Here is a 15,694-nt window from a genome sequence, read left to right as displayed (position 1 = left end):
AGCCGACATATCGAAGGCCATGTGAACAGGACCCATGGAGAGTCTACATAGCTCTTCGGACATGTCCCTACTCCGGGCCGACGAGACGGCGAGTGTTCTCGAATCGGACGCCGAGTCGTTCCGCCGGACTTCTCCCGTATCGAGGAAGTTCGCGGTCGAATCGACCGCGTGAGTCGGAGTCTTAGCGTATAAACCCCCGCGGAGTAACCGGTCGTCCCGGCGGCGGTTCTTTGCGAACTATTCCCAGATGTTCGCGGGGTACCGAGTTTCTGCGCGTCGATTTCCGAACCGGCGGCACAACGTTACTCCGTGTTACCAATTGGCTTGGAAGAAAGGGTTTATATAGAAGCACAATCATATCTTCGGACGTACTATGAGTCAGCGAGGACAGCGAATGCAAGGCCAGCCGATGATCGTAATGTCCGAGGAGTCCCAGCGCGTCAAGGACAAAGACGCTCAGGAACACAACATCACCGCCGCCCGCGCAGTCGCGGACGCGGTGCGTTCGACACTCGGACCGAAAGGGATGGACAAGATGCTCGTCGACTCGATGGGCGACGTGACCATCACCAACGACGGCGTGACCATCCTCAAGGAGATGGACATCGACAACCCGACGGCCGAGATGATCATCGAGGTCGCCGAGACCCAAGAGGACGAAGCGGGTGACGGCACCACGACGGCCGTCGCGGTCACGGGCGAACTCCTCAAGAACGCCGAGGACCTCCTCGAACAGGACATCCACCCGACCGCCATCATCAAGGGCTTCCACCTCGCCAGCGAGAAGGCCCGCGAGGAGATCGACAACGTCTCCGAGAACGTCGACACCGAGGACGAGGAACTCCTCCGGAAGGTCGCCGAGACCTCGATGACCGGCAAGGGCGCCGAACTCAACAAGGAGCGCCTCAGCCAGATTATCGTCGACGCGGTCCAGCAGGTCACCGTCGACGGCACGGTGGACCTCGAATACCTCAAGACCGAGACCCAGACCGGTCGCTCGGCCGGTGACTCGGAACTGCTCAAGGGCGCAGTCATCAGCAAGGACCCCGTCCACGACAACATGCCCAAGAGCGTGGCCGACGCCGACGTTCTCCTGCTCAACGAGGCCATCGAAATCGAGGAGACCGACGTCGACACCAGCGTCAACATCGAGAACCCCGACCAACTCCAGAACTTCCTCGACCAAGAGGAACAGCAGCTCCGCGAGAAGGTCGATAAGATCGTCGAGACGGGCGCGGACGTCGTCTTCTGCCAGAAGGGCATCGACGACATGGCCCAGCACTACCTCGCCAAGGAAGGCATCCTCGCGGTCCGCCGCGTGAAGAAGAGCGACGTCGGCTTCCTCAAGGAAGTCCTCGGCGCGAACGTCGTCTCGGACCTCGACAGCGCGACTGCCGAGGACCTCGGCCACGGCGACGTGAGCCGCGACGACGACGACGAACTGTTCTACGTCGAAGGCGAGAACAGTCACGGCGTCACGCTCCTGCTCCGCGGTTCGACCGACCACGTGGTCGACGAACTCGAACGCGGCGTCACCGACGCCCTCGACGTCGTGGCCCAGACCGTCTCGGACGGCCGCGTCGTCTCCGGCGGCGGTGCCATCGAAGTCGAAGTCGCCCGTCGCCTCCGCGACTACGCCGACTCCGTCTCCGGCCGCGAACAGCTGGCCGTCGAAGCCTTCGCTGACTCCCTCGAACTCGTCCCGCGCGTCCTCGCCGAGAACGCGGGTCTCGACTCCATCGACACGCTCGTGGACCTGCGCTCGGCCCACGAGAACGGCGACGAGCGCGCCGGGCTGAACGTCCACAGCGGCGACGTGGTCGACACGCTCGACGCGGGCGTCGTCGAGCCTGCTCACGCCAAGGAGCAGGCCGTCTCCAGTGCCACCGAGGCCGCGAACCTCGTCCTCAAGATCGACGACATCATCTCCGCCGGTGACCTGTCCACCGACAAGGGTGACGACGAGGCAGGCGGCCCCGGCGGTGGCATGGGCGGCATGGGCGGTATGGGCGGCATGGGCGGCGCGATGTAAGTTCGGCCACTACCGAACTCCGTAGACCGTCGAGCTACGCTCGACGCCTCCCGCTGACCACTCCCGCGCACCGTCCGACGCTACGTCGAACTGCTCGTGTATTTTCGACCGAGTTCCTGCTTCTTCCGAGCCGATTCCACCGTTCTCGTTTCGCACAGCAATCTTGCGCGATTCGATGGTTTTAGGTACTTTATAGTGCGGGCGGTCGAATCTCTCTCGTATGGAGACGCTCCTGCTCAATCGGGACGCCGTAGACGAGAACACGCAGATGGAGGAGGTCATCCGGGCCGTCGAGGACGCGTTCGCCGCGTACGCTCGCGGAGACGCCCAGATGCCCGCGAAGTCCTACATCGACCTGCCGCAGTACAACGGGGACTTCCGGTCGATGCCCGCCTACCTCGAAGCCGAGGACTGGGACGCGGCCGGAATCAAGTGGGTCAACGTCCACCCGGACAACCCCGAGGACTACGACCTGCCGACCGTGATGGGCACGATGGTCTACTCGAACCCCGAGAACGCCTTCCCGCTGGCCATCATGGACGGCACCGAGTTGACGATGAAGCGGACCGGCGCGGCCGCCGCCGTCGCCACCGACCACCTCGCGGTCGAAGACGCCACCACGATGGGCATCATCGGCGCGGGCGTCCAGTCGTACACCCAACTGGAGGCCATCTCGAAGGTCCGCCCCATCGAGGAGGTCGTCGTCAGCGACCTCGACGAGGAGCGCGTCGCGGACTTCATCGCGTACTTCGAGGACGAGTTCGACGTTCGCGCCGGGTCCATCGAGGAGGCCGCACAGTGTGACGTGCTCTCGACGGTGACGCCGGTCGAGGACCCCATCGTCTCGCGCGAGGCCATCGGCGAACACACCCACGTCAACGCCATGGGTGCCGACGCCGAGGGCAAGCACGAACTCGCCGACGAGATTCTGCTCGACTCGAAACTGGTCATCGACGACCACGCCCAGACCACTCACTCGGGAGAAATCAACGTCCCGTACCACGAGGGCGTCCTGACCGACGACGACATCTACGGCGAACTCGGCGACATCGTGGTCGGTGACGTCGAGGGTCGAACCGGCGAGGACGGCATCACGGTGTTCGACTCCACCGGTCTCGCCATTCAGGACGTGGCGGCCGCTCACGTCGTCTACGAACACGCCGACGACAACGACAACGGCTACCCCTTCGACCTCATCGGCACCGAGACCGAGACCAAGTAATCGGCGTCAGCGAACTCGTAATCGGCGTCAGCGAACTCGGTCGGTCGGCGCTTTGCGAGCGAAGTACCCCGTGATTTTCGAGACGACCCAGACGATGACGATGAACGGGAGAAACGGAATCAACAGCACCACGAGACCCAGAAAGTACGCGATGCCGATGGTCGTCATCTCGGCGTCCGGTCGGCCGCGGTAACTCGGCGTGACCGTCCGCACGACTTTCTTCACCGGTTCGGGCACTGCACCCTCGCCTCCCGCCTCGTCGGAGGACCCCTCACTCATGGCTGACGTATCGGCGACCGGCGGGATAAGCGTTTGTGCCCGCCGAATCCGGTTCCGGGCCGACCGGAGTCACATCAGGTCGTCCCGGAGGGACGCCTCGTCGTCCTTCAGGCCGGAGAACGCCGACGCCGGAATCGTGTACTGGTCGTCGCTGCGGTCCCAGTCGAGTCGCCGCATCGCGTCCTCCGGGACGTCGCTCCAGTTCGGGTCCACGTAGGCGGTGTCGCCGACGAGTCGGTGACGGTGGCGATGCGCTGGTTGCTGTTGACGACGGCCTTCCCCTCGTCGTCGTCGGAGAGTTCCGCAGTCATGCCAGCGAGCAGTTCGGTCGCTCCGGTCGAAGTCCCGGTAGCCGACCGCCGTCTCCGTCGGGCGGTTCCGGGCCGAAAAGGGTCCAGCGGACGACGGGAGTCGTCCGGTTCAGGTCGTCGCACTACGCCGCCTTCGGTTCGTCCCGCGTCCGGACTTCGGGCGACATCTCGTGGGGGAGCGACATCAGGTTGAACACCGGGGAGCGGCGCACCCCCTCGCGGAGCGTCTCGGCGTCCGCTTCGGTGAGGTCCGGACCGCTCACGTCGATGTCGATCTCGAAGTTGTCGTAGGTCTCGTCGGACCGCTCGGTCCCGTGGACGCCGAAGAGAACCCGCGGGTCGAGGTCTAGCCCGACCGTGGTTTCGAGTCCGTCGAGGTCGATGTCGTTCTCCATCGCGACGATGCCGACGGTGGCGTTGATGCAACCGGTGAGTCCGGCCAGCGCGACTTCGACGGGTTCCGGCCGGTCGGCCGGGTCCACGAACCCCGCGTCGGCCTCTACCTCCTTGTGCGCGCCGAGTTGGAACGTGAACTCGCGGGTCTCGCGCCGGATGTCTTCGCCGCCGTACCTGTACGCGTCGAGTTTCGCCAGCGTGTGCATCGCTCGTCCCTCGGCGACGCCGCGCGCACCGAGTCCGAGCATCGCTTCCTCGGGCTTTTCGGTCATGTTCTCGACGAACGCGCCGTACTGTTCTAGGTTCACTCCGTGTTCGATGGTCTCTTGGGCCATGAGAGACGGTACACCGCCAGAATTCTTAATAATTTTTCATTATGTGCTAGGAGGTCCGCGAGTAACCCTCTCGCTTTCGCGACCTGAACGATGACACGACCGCGAGGGGAAGGCACTCGGGCGGTCAGTGAGCGAGTAGCACGTCGGCGACGTGTCTTCGGGCCGACGAAGCGGCCGACGGAATCGCGTCGCTACTGTGAGAGGACCGAGAGGAGGCATCACTCCCCGAAGTCCGGTCGGTCCGACCGTCTCGGACCGAGGAACGGCCGCACGCCGAGACCGTAGACGAGGCCGTACGAGAGTGTGAGCGCCAGTACGTACGCGAGACCGAACCCGAGAGTCGGGTCCGAGAGCGTCACGCCGAACAGGTCCAACAGACGCGGCACGCCGAACGGGAGCAGGAAGCCGAGGACTAGCATCGTGACGACCACCTCGATACGCCGGTCGTGGGCGTCCCGCGAGTCGGCAGTGCCCGGTGCGGGCGAGCGCGCTCGGACCCACAGCGACCCGACGACGAACGCCGCGGCGACGAAGCCAGCGAACGCCCACGAGAGGTCGAGCGACACCGGGGTCCGGGTGGTTCGGAAGTGCCACGCGACTACCAAGAAACCGAGCAGGAAGACGTACGCGCCGGTTATCGCCCACTGGAATCCGCCGACGAGCGCGACCGCGAGCGCCGACCGGTCGGTCGCCTCGACCGGCGACCGCTCCCCGTCGGAGTCGGACATACCGGCCCAACGGCGTCGCAGAGAAAAGTGCTGTCGGCGCGGCGCTATCGGGACGGCTATTCGAGCGCGACCAGACCGTCGTCGAGCATGTCGCCCAACACGTCGCGTGCGTGACCGTCGGGGTCCACGCCGTCGTAGACCGCCTTCACCTCGCCGTCGGCGAGGACGAAGGTGGTGCGCGCGGCCGCACCGCTCGACGTATCGACGCCGAAGGCGTCGGCGACGTCGCTCTCGGGGTCGGCCAACAGGTCGAACCGTATCTCGTACTTCTCGGCGAACTCCTCGTGGCTCTCGACGTCGTCGGTCGAGACGCCGAAGACCGAGACCCCGGCGTCGTGGTAGCTCTCCAGTTCCCGGTCGAACTGCTCGGCCTCGGTCGTGCAACCCGGCGTGTCGTCCCGCGGGTAGAAGTACAGTACCGTGGGTTCCGAAAAGTCGAGTTCGACGGTCTCGCCGCGCTGGTTCCGGGCCTCGACCGTCGGTGCCTCGTCGCCTGTTTCGAGCGTCATGCCAGTGAATTACGAGTGGGACCGGAAGGCGTTTGCGCTTAACTGATGTCGATGCGGTGAGACTCCCCCTCTTGCGCTCCCATCTTCGGTAGCGTCACCGTCAGCACGCCGTTCTGGAACTCGGCGGAGACGTTGTCCTCGTCCACCTCCTCGGGGAGCGTCACCGACCGGTTCACCGACTGGTGGCGGCGCTCTTTCCGGATGTACCGGCCGTCTTCACCGTCGCCCTCCTCGGACTCTTGGGACTTCTCGGCCTGAATCTGGAGCATCTCGCCCCTGAGCACGACGTCGATGTCCTCCTTGGTGTATCCGGGGAGGTCCGCGGTGACGACCAACTCGTCGCCGCGGTCGGCCACGTCCACGGCCGCACCGCCCTGCCCGCCGGTCAACTCGCTCATCCCCGAACCGCCCATCGACTCCTCGACCTGACGGCTCATGCGGTTCATCATCTCCTCTATCTCCTTGAACGGATTCCTACGTCCTGACATTGTGTCCCCCGGGCGTTCGGTCGCCCGGTCGGAACTGCGACGCCGTCTCCCTTAAAAATTCAGTCGCCGCCGCTCGGTTGGCAGGCGTATGTCCGTGCGGAAATCGGGAGAAGAGCGCGACACGGTTTTTCGAGGGTCTCGGAACGCCCGTCAGAATCGTACCGCCTCGGCCTCAGACGACGTGCTCCGTGTCGTAGGACCCCAGCTTCCGGACCCAGCCCTTCTCCGCGATATCCTCGACGTCGGCGATGGCCGCCTGCGCGCGGTCCTCGTAGAGTCCGGCCTCGAAGTCCACGTGGAACACGTAGTCGCCCAGTCGCTCGCCGCTCGGCCGCGACTCGACCCGCGTCAGGTTGATGTCCCGGTCGGCGAACGGTTCGAGAAGTTCGAGCAGGAGTCCGGGGTAGTTGGCGTTCGGATAGACCACCAGCGAGGACTTGCCGCCCGCGTCCGACCGCTCGTCGGTGGGCGCGATGACGAGGAATCGCGTGGCGTTCGAGGTCCGGTCCTGAATCCCCTCGGCGATAACTCGGAGGTCGTCGGCCTCGTTCTCGTGGGCGTTGGCAGGGTGGCCGATACCGGCCACGTCCGGGTTCTCGCGGGCGTGTTCGACACCGCGCGCGGTGCTGGCGACCGCTTCGAGTTCGGCGTCGGGGTACTCGGATTCGAGGTAGCTACGGCACTGCGCGAGCGCCTGCGAGTGACTGGCGACGACCGAGAAGTCCTCGCCCCGAGCGAGCAAGGCGTGCCGGATGGGGGTGACGATTTCCTGCACGGCGGCGACCTCTCGGTCGGTCAGCGCGTCGAGCGTCTCGGTGACGCTCCCCTCGATGCTGTTCTCGATGGGGACGACGCCGCGGTCGAACTCGCCGTCGGCTACCGCCTCCACGATGGCGGTGACCGACTCGCGGAAGTCCACGTCGTCGGTGACTGCGCTGGCCGCCCGATGGGAGTACGTGCCCTCTGGACCGAGCGTGACTGCTTGCATATGCTCGCCTTTTCGCGGTGGCGACTAAAAGGGCGTCGGGTGTGACAGATTTCCGTGAGCGACGAGTGTTAGCCCGGAGGACCGCGGCCGAGGACCCGGATGACTCCGGGAGTTCGATGCTGTGGCGGTCGAGACCTATCGCATTCCGGACTCGAAACCGGGGGGTCGGCGGGTCACTCTCCGCCGAGTCTGAACGTCCGCCGCCGGACGTACCCGCAACTCGGACAGAGGTGGCGGTACTGGATGCGGTCGCCCGTGGTCTCGGCCAGCCATCGGCCGTCGGCGTCGTCGTACCGGCACTTCGGACAGACGAGGTCAGTCTCCTCGAAGCGCGACCGGAGTCGCTCGAACGGGGACCGTCCGCCGTTTGTGGAGCGAGACATGGTATGTGGTACGGTATCGACTAACATATTTCCTTGGTAGGTAACGGACCCCGGACACTCTCGTGAGGTAGTTGTGAGAGACAGAAGGAAACGGCGAACGACCGGCCGGTTTCAGCAGTTCACCGATTCAGCGTGTGAATCGCGTGCCCGAGCGCGTTCTCGGCGGCCTCCATCACGGCCTCCGAGAGCGTCGGGTGGGTGTGAATCGTCGCGGCGACGTCCTCCAGCGTCGCGCCCATCTCGATAGCCAGACCGAGTTCGGCAATCAGTTCCGAGGCCTCCGGGCCGACGATTTGGGCACCGAGCAGGAAGCCGCTCGGTTCGTCCGCGACGATGCGGACGAACCCGTCGGCGTGGCCGGTCGTGAGCGCACGACCCGACGCGTTGAACGGGAACTTGCCGACGACCGGCTCGAAGCCCTCCTCCTCGGCTTCGGTCTCGGTCATCCCCACGGTACCTATCTCGGGGTCGGTGAAGACGGCGGCGGGGACCGCCTGATAGTCCAGCGCCGAGGGTTCGCCCGCGATGACCTCCGCGGCGACCTGCCCCTCCTTGCTGGCCACGTGCGCGAGCATCGGTTCGCCGGACACGTCGCCGATGGCGTGGATGTGCTCGACGTTCGTCCGCGCGCGGTCGTCGGTCGGAATGAAGCCGTCCTCGTCGGTCTCGACGCCCGCGTTGTCGAGTTCGAGCGTGTCGGTGACGGGTTCGCGGCCGACCGCGACCATCACCTTCTCCGCGCCGAACTCCGAGACGGTGCCCTCCTCGTTCTCGGTCGTGACGGTGATGCCGTCGCCCGACTCCTCCCACCCGCTGGCGGCTTCGCCGAAGTGGAAGTCGACGCCGAGTTCCTCGGCCTTCTTCTTGACGGGGCGCGCGAGGTCGTCCTCGTAGCCCGGCAGCACGGAGTCGAGCATCTCGACTATCGTCACGTCGGTGCCCAACTTGGCGAAGACGCCCGCGAGTTCCATGCCGATGTAGCCCGCGCCGACGATGACGAGGCTCTCGGGAATCTCGTCCAGCGCGAGCGCCTGCCGGGAGTCCAGCACGGGGTCGTCGCCGAAGTCGAAGCCCGGCACCTCGATGGGGCGACTTCCAGTCGAAACGATGGCGTGTTCGAACTCGACGGTCTCCGAGCCCTGTCCGCCGCCGCTGTGGACGACGCGGGCCTTGTTCTCGTCGGCGAACTCCGCGCGGCCCTCCATCAGTTCGACGCCGTTGGCCTTGGCGAGTTTCTCGACGCCGCCGGTCAACTGGTCCACGACGCCGTCCTTCCAGCCGACCATCTCGTCCATCTCCACCTCGGGGTCGGCGTAGATGCCCATCTCCTCGGCGTGGCCCGCCTCGTGGGCGAGGTCCGAGGCCGTGATCATCGCCTTCGAGGGGATGCAGCCGTAGTTGAGGCAGGTCCCGCCGTAGGCGTCTTTCTCCACGAGGGTCACGTCGAGGTCCAACTGGCCCGCGCGAATCGCGGCGACGTAACCGCCCGGTCCCGCGCCGATTACCAACACGTCCGTTCCCGTCGAGATGTCTCCGACGACCATATGTTCGGTAAGTCGGGCTTGGTGGTGAAAAATCAGGTGGATTTTGCGGCGAGATTGGCGTGCTAGCGTTTCACTCGGAGGCCGCGTACACCGCGTCGGCCAGCGAATTGCGGTGAAGTTCGTTCGGCCCGCCCGCAATCGTCAGCAGGCGCGCGTCCCGGAGGTAGCGCTCGACGTGATGCTCGGTCGTGTACCCCTTCCCGCCGTGGAGTTGCATCGCGTCGTTGGCGTTCTCGACCGCGGCCTCGGTCGCGTGCACCTTCGCCATCGCCAGTTCTCGGGTCGGGTCCGCGCCCCGGTCGGCGCGGTCGGCGGCCCGGAGCGTCAGCAGGCGGGCCGCGTCGGCGCGCTGGGCCATCTCCGCCACGTTCCACCGGACGCCCTGAAACTCCCCGATGGACCGGTCGAACTGCTCGCGCTCGTCGGTGTACGCCACAGTATCTTCGAGCGCGGCCCGAGCGATGCCGACCCCGCGGGCCGGGACGTTCACGCCGGTGTGGACCTCACCGCGCTGGACGTACGCCTCGCCCTCCTCGCCGACGAGGTTCTCGGCGGGCACGCGCACGTCCGACAGCCGAACTCGGGGCGACTTCACGTTACGCGCGCCGAGGGTCTCCCACACCTCCTCGACCTCGAACTCCTCGGTCGGGACGAGGAACGCGCTGACGTTGTGGGGCGCGTCGGCGTCGGGACCCGTCTTCGCGTAGGTGAGGACGACGTCGGCGTGCTGGAAGTTGGTGACCCACTGCTTGTGGCCGTCGATGACCCACTCGTCACCTGCTCGCTCGGCGGTCGTCTCCATCTCCAGTTTGTTCGCGCCCGCGTTCGCCTCGCTGAGGCCGAGCGCGCCCACCGTCTCGAAGGTCGCCATCTCGGGCAGGTACTCCTCGCGCTGGGCGTCGGTCCCGAATCGTTTGATTATCGTCGCGACGCCCAGATTGAGCGCGAGCGCGCTGGCGACGGTCATCATCGCCGCCGCGAGTTCCTCCGTGAGGACGACGAGTTCGACCAGTCCCTCGCCGCGGCCGCCGTACTCCTCTGGGAGCGTGATGCCCGCGTACCCCCGGTCGCCCAGTTCGGCCAAGACGCCGCCGGGGTACTCCTCGTTTCGGTCGAGTTCGATGGCTCGCGGGCGAATCTCGGACTCGGCGAACTCGCGCACGTCCTCGCGGAGCGCTCGCTGGTCTTCGGTCAGACGAAACGGCATGCGACGACCGACGACGGGGAACAAGAAATAGGTTCGTCGGCAGAACTCTGCGGCTACACCGGAATCGGTCACGCCACGCGTTCGACTTCGTACCCGGCGTCTCTGACCTTCTCGATGATCTTCTCGGCGTGGCCGGTCCCGCTCGTGACGACCTGAAACACGAGGTAGGCCTCGCCGACCCGGAGGTCGTCCACCGCGCGGTCGTGGCGGACCGTCCGGATGTTCGCGCCGGTGTCGGCGATGATGCCCGAGAGCGTCGTCATCTCGCCGGGTTCGTCCTCGATGCGGACCCTGAGACGCATCAGTTGGCTCCGCTCGGTGAGCGCCTGCGTGAGGACGGTCTGGAGCATCGAGATGTCGATGTTACCCCCCGAAAGGACGGGAACGACCGTCTCACCCGTCACGTCGAGGTCCTCGGAGAGGACCGCGGCAACGGAGGAGGCACCCGCCGCCTCGACCAACTGCTTGGCGCGTTCGAGCAGGAGGAGTTCCGCGCGGGCGATTTCGTCGTCCGTGACGGTGACGACCTCGTCCACGTGTTCTTCGATGAGACCGAGCGTCAGCTCCGAGATGCCGCCCGTGGCGATGCCGTCCGCGATGGTCTTGGGCGAGTCGATGGACGCCGGGATGCCCTTGTCGAGGCTCTCGGGCACCGTCGCGGCCTGCTCGGCCTGCACGCCCACGACCCGGACCGCCGGGTCGAGTTCCGCCAGCGCGGCGCTGACGCCGCCGATTAACCCGCCGCCACCGATAGGGACGACCACCGTGTCCGCGTCCGGCATCTGTTCGTGAACCTCGACGCCGATGGTTCCCTGTCCGGCGACGATGGCCGGGTCGTCGTACGCGTGGACGAACTCGGTGTCGTCGGCCTCGGTCAGCGACCGGGCGTACTCCATCGCGGCCCGGAAGTCCTCGCCCCGCAACTCCACGTCCGCGCCGTAGCCGCGAGTGGCCTCGACCTTCGCCTGCGGCGCGTTCTCGGGCATCACGATGGTCGAGTCGATGCCGGTCTTCGTCGCGGCCAGCGCGACGCCCTGCGCGTGGTTGCCCGCGCTCGCGGCCACGACCCGGTTCGCGGTGCCGCGCTCGGCGACCTGCTGGAGTTTGTTGTACGCGCCGCGGGTCTTGAACGACCCCGTGCGCTGGAGGTGCTCCATCTTCAGGTGGACCTCCGCGCCGGTCATCTCGCTCAGCGACCGACTTCGCTCGATGTCGGTCCGCTGGACGACCGTCTCGTCGAAGCGCTCGCGCGCCGTTTCGATGTCGGACAGCGTGACGTCTGTCATTGTGGTAGTGTTCGAAAAGCGGTGTGTCAGTGTCTCGGTGCCGCGAAGAGCGGGAGAGTCGCTACTCCAGCAGCAGGAGTTCGGGGTTCTCGACGTACTCGATGAACGTGTTGGCGAACGCCGCGGCGTCGGCCCCGTCCACGATGCGGTGGTCGATGGTCAGCGAGATGGGCAGCGTGTGCTTGGCCACGACCTCGCCGTCCTCGACGACCGGGCGCTGTTTCAGTTCGCCGATGCCGAGGATGGCCGCCTCGGGGTAGTTGAGGATGGGCGTGGCGTACTCGCCGCCGATAGCGCCGAAGTTGGTGACGCTGAACGTCGACCCTTGGAGTTCGTCCCGGGAGATGGAGCGGTCGCGGGCCTTCTGGACCAGTTCGTTGACCTCGCTGGATATCTGGAGCAGGCCCTTCCCGTCCACGTCGTCCACGACCGGGACCATCAGTCCGGCGTCGGTCGCGGTCGCCACGCCGACGTTGTAGTAGTTCTTGCGCAGGATTTCGCCCGCCTCCTCGTCGAGTTCGGCGTTCAGTTTGGGGTGTTGCTTGAGCGACGCGACGACCGCCTTCATGACGAACGGCATGTACGTCAGGCGGATGCCCCGCTCGTCGGCCCGGGGCTTGAGTCGCTCGCGCGTCTCGACGAGGGCGTCCACGACCGCGGTGTCGTGGTGGGTGACGTGGGGCGCGGTGTACTTCGACCGCGACATCGCGTCGCCGATGGTCTTGCGGACGCCTTTGTACTGCACGCGCTCGACTCGCTCGCCCGCGGGCGTCTGGGCGGCGGTCTCGGCCTGCGACTGCTGGGCCTGCCGCTGGGCCTCGGCGTACTGCATCACGGCCTCGCTGGTGACGAACGCCTCGCCGTCGCGCTGTTCGGTCGCGGGCACCGCGTTCAGGTCGACGCCCTGTTCCTCGGCGACGCGCCGGGTTGCGGGCGCGGCCAGCGTCCGGTCGCGGTCGGCCGACTCGACGGGGGACGGCGACCCGCCCGCGCCGCCAGCGGGCGAGCCGGGCGACGGAGCGCCGCTGTCGACGGGGCCTTCCGTCATCTCGGGACCGCCGGTGCTGGCGGACCCGTCCATGGGCGAGGACACGTCCAGTTCTCCGGATTCGCCCTCCGTGTCGGCCGACTCCGCGGCGCGTCGCACGTCCTGTTCGGTCACGCGACCGCTCGGACCGGACCCGTCCACGGCGGCGATGTCCACGCCGAGTTCGCGGGCGACGCGGCGCGCGCTCGGAGCGGCGAACACGCGGCCCTCGCCGGTCGAGACCTCCTCGGCCACCGTCTCCTCGGTCGCATCGCCCTGCGTCGTCGCCTGCTCGGCCTCGCCGGGCGAGTCGGCTTCCGCGGCGGTCCCGGCGTCGGATTCGGCGGCTCTCCGCGCTTCGCCCTCCGTCTGGCCCTCTTCGACCGGTTCGCCCTCGACGTCGAAGGTGATGATGACGGACCCGACTGCGACGACTTCGCCCTCCTCGGGGATGATTTCCCGGACCGTCCCGTCGACCGGCGAGGGGACCTCCACGATGGCCTTGTCGGTCTCGACTTCGGCGACCGCTTGGTCCTCCGTGACCGTGTCGCCCTCCTCGACCAGCCAACTGACGATTTCGCCCTCGGCGACGCCTTCGCCGACGTCAGGCAGTTTGAATTCTCGTACCATGATTCAGAAGTTCACGGCGTCCCGGATGCCTTCCTTGATGCGGGCGGGTTCGGGCAGATAGTAGTCTTCGAGCGCGTACAGCGGGAACGGCGTGTCGAACCCGGTGATGCGCTCGACCGGGGCCTCCTGATACAGTAGGGCTTCCTCCTGAATGATGGAGCTGATTTCGGCCCCGAGTCCGCCGGACTTCGGTGCTTCGTGGACGACCGCCGCCCGGCCGGTCTTCTTGAACGACTCCACGATGGTCTCCTCGTCGAGCGGGGAGACGGTCCGGAGGTCCACGACTTCCACGTCGATTTCGCCCTCCAACTGCTCGGCGGCCTCGACGGTCGGTCGGGTCATCGCGCCCCACGTGAACACCGAGATGTCCGAGCCTTCCTCGCGGACGGCGGCCTCGCCGATTGGCACCTCGTAGGACTCGGTCGGCACGTCGCCGCGGAACGCCCGGTAGATGAGTTTCGGTTCGAGGAACATCACCGGGTCGGGGTCGCGGATGGCCGACGTGAGCAGGCCCTTGGTGTCGTAGGGCGTGCTGGGGATGACGACCTTCAGGCCCGGTTGGTGGGCGAAGAACGCCTCGGTCGATTCGGAGTGGTGTTCCGGCGCGCGGATGCCGCCGCCGTAGGGCGCGCGGATGACCATCGGACAGGTGAACCGGCCGCGGCTACGGGTCCGCATGCGCGCGGCGTGGCTCACTATCTGGTCGAAACCGGGGTAGATGAACCCCATGAACTGGATCTCCGGCACCGGCTTCAGGCCGTAGGCCGCCATGCCGACGGCGGTGCCGATGATGCCCGACTCGGCCAGCGGCGTGTCGATGACGCGGTCCCCGCCGAACTCGTCGTAGAGGCCTTCGGTCGCGCGGAACACGCCGCCGTTCCGGCCCACGTCCTCGCCCATGACGAGGACGTCGTCGTCCTGCTGCATTTCGGTGTACAGTCCGTCTCGAACAGCCTGCACCAGCGTGAGGTTCTCGGTCTCTTGCTCTGGTTGTGCTTGTTGACTCATTTGTCAGTCCTCCAGAAGTGCGTCGTCGCCGTACTGTTCTCGAATCCCCTCGAACCAGTCGCGCTGTTCGCGGAGGTGCCGGGGCATGTCGGCGTAGACGTGCGCGAATATCTCCTCGGGGTCGGGTCGCTCGACCGCTTCCGCCGCGTCGATGGCGTCCGCGACCTCTTCTTCGACCTCCTCCTCGATGGTCTCGACCGTCTCGTCGTCGAGGAGGCCGCGGTCGCGCAGGAACGATTCGAGTCGCGGGATGGGGTCTTTCTGCTTCCAGCGCTCGACCTCGTCGTCGTCTCGATAGACGGAGGGGTCGTCGGCCGTGGTGTGGGCACCGTAGCGGTACTGGACGGCCTCGATGAGGGTCGGCCGGAGGTCGTCCTCGTCGGGGTTCTTGGCCTTCTCGACGGCGTCCTTCGTCGCTTTGTACACCGCGAGGGGGTCCATTCCATCGACCTGCACGCCCTCGAAGCCGTACGCCTGCGCTTTCTGGGCGATGGTCTTCGAGGCTGTCTGGCGCTCGCGCGGCACCGAGATGGCCCACTGGTTGTTGTTACAGAAGAAGACGGTGGGCGTGTCGAAGACGCCGGCGAAGTTCAGTCCCTCGTGGAAGTCGCCCTCGCTGGTCGCACCGTCGCCGAAGTAGCAGAGGAAGGCCTTCTCCTCGCCCTTCAGCTTCGAAGCCCACGCCGCGCCGGTCGCGTGAGGAATCTGAGTGGCGATGGGGACGGCGACGGTGAAGATGTTGGTGTCGTCGGGGATGGCGTTGCCCTGCTCGTGGCCCATCCAGTACAACAGGGTCTGCTCCAGCGACAGTCCGCGGACGAGCGCCGCGCCGTGTTCGCGGTAGCTCGGGAACAGCCAGTCGTCGTCCGCCAACGCGTGAGCGCTGCCGATTTGCGCACCCTCCTGTCCGGAGAGCGGCGGGTAGGTCCCCATCCGTCCCTGCCGGTTGAGCGAGACCGCTCGCTCGTCGAAATGGCGGATGAGTTTCATCTCGTGGTACATGTCCAACAGCTCCTCGTCGGAGATGTCGGGCACGTCCACGCCTTCTACCACGTTACCGTCCTCGTCGAGGACCTGTACGCGGTCCGTCGGGTCTTGGTGTACAATGCTCACGGTCGAACCCATCCTAACATATCGAATAGGTCACGGGCACGCATTATAGGGTTTTCGTAACTAACTTTCCATAGGTACGATTCTTCCGCCACTTTCCCATCAGAATCCTCATTTCCCCCGACCTAAATCGCCGATTTCTACATTTTCTCCGAAAGTAATAGACGTTCGTCTGTTAACGTCCCGATTTTAGGGGACTGGATGGACGAAC

Annotated in this window: 16 protein-coding genes; 2 read left to right on the top strand and 14 right to left on the bottom strand. The window is 66.2% G+C overall.

Annotated elements, in window-relative coordinates; all coding sequences use genetic code 11:
• Positions 1-373 precede the first annotated feature (373 nt).
• Both thsB and NGM06_RS05250 read left to right on the top strand, forming a co-directional pair.
• Positions 374-2,032 carry a thermosome subunit beta gene (gene thsB, locus NGM06_RS05255; RefSeq protein ID WP_368410462.1) on the top strand — a complete coding sequence of 553 codons (1,659 nt, stop codon included), beginning with the start codon at positions 374-376 and terminating at the stop codon, positions 2,030-2,032.
• 220 nt (positions 2,033-2,252) lie between these two features.
• Entirely contained in the window at positions 2,253-3,254 is a 1,002-nt protein-coding gene (locus NGM06_RS05250) for an ornithine cyclodeaminase family protein (protein WP_254269265.1), read from the top strand.
• A gap of 27 nt (positions 3,255-3,281) precedes the next feature.
• Here the strand turns inward: NGM06_RS05250 and NGM06_RS05245 are convergent, their stop codons facing one another.
• The 14 genes from NGM06_RS05245 to pdhA all read right to left on the bottom strand — a co-directional run bounded on the left by NGM06_RS05245 (position 3,282) and on the right by pdhA (position 15,498).
• Positions 3,282-3,533 (bottom strand): DUF7535 family protein, encoded by a 252-nt coding sequence (locus NGM06_RS05245; RefSeq protein WP_254269264.1) that lies wholly within the window; start codon positions 3,531-3,533, stop codon positions 3,282-3,284.
• A gap of 69 nt (positions 3,534-3,602) precedes the next feature.
• The gene (locus NGM06_RS05240) at positions 3,603-3,746 is read right to left on the bottom strand and encodes a hypothetical protein (protein ID WP_254269263.1); all 144 of its coding nucleotides are present in this window, start codon (positions 3,744-3,746) and stop codon (positions 3,603-3,605) included.
• A 220-nt stretch (positions 3,747-3,966) separates the two neighbouring features.
• Positions 3,967-4,575, bottom strand: a complete 609-nt coding sequence (locus NGM06_RS05235; protein WP_254269262.1) for an OsmC family protein — start codon at positions 4,573-4,575, stop codon at positions 3,967-3,969.
• Between the two features lie 218 nt (positions 4,576-4,793).
• On the bottom strand, positions 4,794-5,303 hold the full coding sequence (locus NGM06_RS05230; RefSeq protein WP_254269261.1) for a hypothetical protein: 510 nt from the start codon (positions 5,301-5,303) through the stop codon (positions 4,794-4,796).
• A gap of 56 nt (positions 5,304-5,359) precedes the next feature.
• Positions 5,360-5,812, bottom strand: a complete 453-nt coding sequence (locus NGM06_RS05225; RefSeq protein WP_254269260.1) for a peroxiredoxin — start codon at positions 5,810-5,812, stop codon at positions 5,360-5,362.
• A gap of 38 nt (positions 5,813-5,850) precedes the next feature.
• Positions 5,851-6,300 carry an Hsp20/alpha crystallin family protein gene (locus NGM06_RS05220; protein WP_254269259.1) on the bottom strand — a complete coding sequence of 150 codons (450 nt, stop codon included), beginning with the start codon at positions 6,298-6,300 and terminating at the stop codon, positions 5,851-5,853.
• A 172-nt stretch (positions 6,301-6,472) separates the two neighbouring features.
• A complete protein-coding gene (gene pheA / locus NGM06_RS05215; RefSeq protein WP_254269258.1) occupies positions 6,473-7,288 on the bottom strand; it encodes a prephenate dehydratase in 816 nt (271 codons plus the stop codon).
• Between the two features lie 173 nt (positions 7,289-7,461).
• On the bottom strand, positions 7,462-7,671 hold the full coding sequence (locus tag NGM06_RS05210; RefSeq protein WP_254269257.1) for an HVO_0649 family zinc finger protein: 210 nt from the start codon (positions 7,669-7,671) through the stop codon (positions 7,462-7,464).
• Between the two features lie 119 nt (positions 7,672-7,790).
• Entirely contained in the window at positions 7,791-9,215 is a 1,425-nt protein-coding gene (gene lpdA / locus NGM06_RS05205; protein ID WP_254269256.1) for a dihydrolipoyl dehydrogenase, read from the bottom strand.
• 70 nt (positions 9,216-9,285) lie between these two features.
• Positions 9,286-10,422, bottom strand: a complete 1,137-nt coding sequence (locus NGM06_RS05200) for an acyl-CoA dehydrogenase family protein (protein ID WP_254269255.1) — start codon at positions 10,420-10,422, stop codon at positions 9,286-9,288.
• A 68-nt stretch (positions 10,423-10,490) separates the two neighbouring features.
• Positions 10,491-11,708, bottom strand: a complete 1,218-nt coding sequence (gene ilvA, locus NGM06_RS05195) for a threonine ammonia-lyase (RefSeq protein ID WP_254269254.1) — start codon at positions 11,706-11,708, stop codon at positions 10,491-10,493.
• Between the two features lie 61 nt (positions 11,709-11,769).
• A complete protein-coding gene (locus NGM06_RS05190; protein ID WP_254269253.1) occupies positions 11,770-13,365 on the bottom strand; it encodes a dihydrolipoamide acetyltransferase family protein in 1,596 nt (531 codons plus the stop codon).
• Between the two features lie 3 nt (positions 13,366-13,368).
• Complete coding sequence (locus NGM06_RS05185) at positions 13,369-14,373, bottom strand: alpha-ketoacid dehydrogenase subunit beta (RefSeq protein WP_254269252.1); 1,005 nt, start codon at positions 14,371-14,373, stop codon at positions 13,369-13,371.
• Between the two features lie 3 nt (positions 14,374-14,376).
• Positions 14,377-15,498 (bottom strand): pyruvate dehydrogenase (acetyl-transferring) E1 component subunit alpha, encoded by a 1,122-nt coding sequence (gene pdhA, locus NGM06_RS05180; protein WP_379793235.1) that lies wholly within the window; start codon positions 15,496-15,498, stop codon positions 14,377-14,379.
• Between the last annotated feature and the right edge of the window lie 196 nt (positions 15,499-15,694).

It is taken from the genome of Halorussus aquaticus (assembly GCF_024218795.1).
Classification (GTDB): domain Archaea; phylum Halobacteriota; class Halobacteria; order Halobacteriales; family Haladaptataceae; genus Halorussus; species Halorussus aquaticus.
The sequence above is the reverse complement of the archived record's forward strand: the minus strand, read 5'-3'. Positions and strand labels throughout refer to the sequence as shown.

Excerpts from the sequence above, each read along its gene's own strand:
- ilvA (WP_254269254.1), bottom strand. The coding sequence starts at position 11,708 with ATGACAGACGTCACGCTGTCCGACATCGAAACGGCGCGCGAGCGCTTC.
- NGM06_RS05235 (WP_254269262.1), bottom strand. The coding sequence starts at position 4,575 with ATGGCCCAAGAGACCATCGAACACGGAGTGAACCTAGAACAGTACGGC.
- thsB (WP_368410462.1), top strand. The coding sequence starts at position 374 with ATGAGTCAGCGAGGACAGCGAATGCAAGGCCAGCCGATGATCGTAATG.
- NGM06_RS05250 (WP_254269265.1), top strand. The coding sequence starts at position 2,253 with ATGGAGACGCTCCTGCTCAATCGGGACGCCGTAGACGAGAACACGCAG.
- NGM06_RS05245 (WP_254269264.1), bottom strand. The coding sequence starts at position 3,533 with ATGAGTGAGGGGTCCTCCGACGAGGCGGGAGGCGAGGGTGCAGTGCCC.
- NGM06_RS05185 (WP_254269252.1), bottom strand. The coding sequence starts at position 14,373 with ATGAGTCAACAAGCACAACCAGAGCAAGAGACCGAGAACCTCACGCTG.
- NGM06_RS05190 (WP_254269253.1), bottom strand. The coding sequence starts at position 13,365 with ATGGTACGAGAATTCAAACTGCCTGACGTCGGCGAAGGCGTCGCCGAG.
- pheA (WP_254269258.1), bottom strand. The coding sequence starts at position 7,288 with ATGCAAGCAGTCACGCTCGGTCCAGAGGGCACGTACTCCCATCGGGCG.
- lpdA (WP_254269256.1), bottom strand. The coding sequence starts at position 9,215 with ATGGTCGTCGGAGACATCTCGACGGGAACGGACGTGTTGGTAATCGGC.
- NGM06_RS05225 (WP_254269260.1), bottom strand. The coding sequence starts at position 5,812 with ATGACGCTCGAAACAGGCGACGAGGCACCGACGGTCGAGGCCCGGAAC.
- NGM06_RS05230 (WP_254269261.1), bottom strand. The coding sequence starts at position 5,303 with ATGTCCGACTCCGACGGGGAGCGGTCGCCGGTCGAGGCGACCGACCGG.
- NGM06_RS05200 (WP_254269255.1), bottom strand. The coding sequence starts at position 10,422 with ATGCCGTTTCGTCTGACCGAAGACCAGCGAGCGCTCCGCGAGGACGTG.
- pdhA (WP_379793235.1), bottom strand. The coding sequence starts at position 15,498 with ATGGGTTCGACCGTGAGCATTGTACACCAAGACCCGACGGACCGCGTA.
- NGM06_RS05220 (WP_254269259.1), bottom strand. The coding sequence starts at position 6,300 with ATGTCAGGACGTAGGAATCCGTTCAAGGAGATAGAGGAGATGATGAAC.
- NGM06_RS05210 (WP_254269257.1), bottom strand. The coding sequence starts at position 7,671 with ATGTCTCGCTCCACAAACGGCGGACGGTCCCCGTTCGAGCGACTCCGG.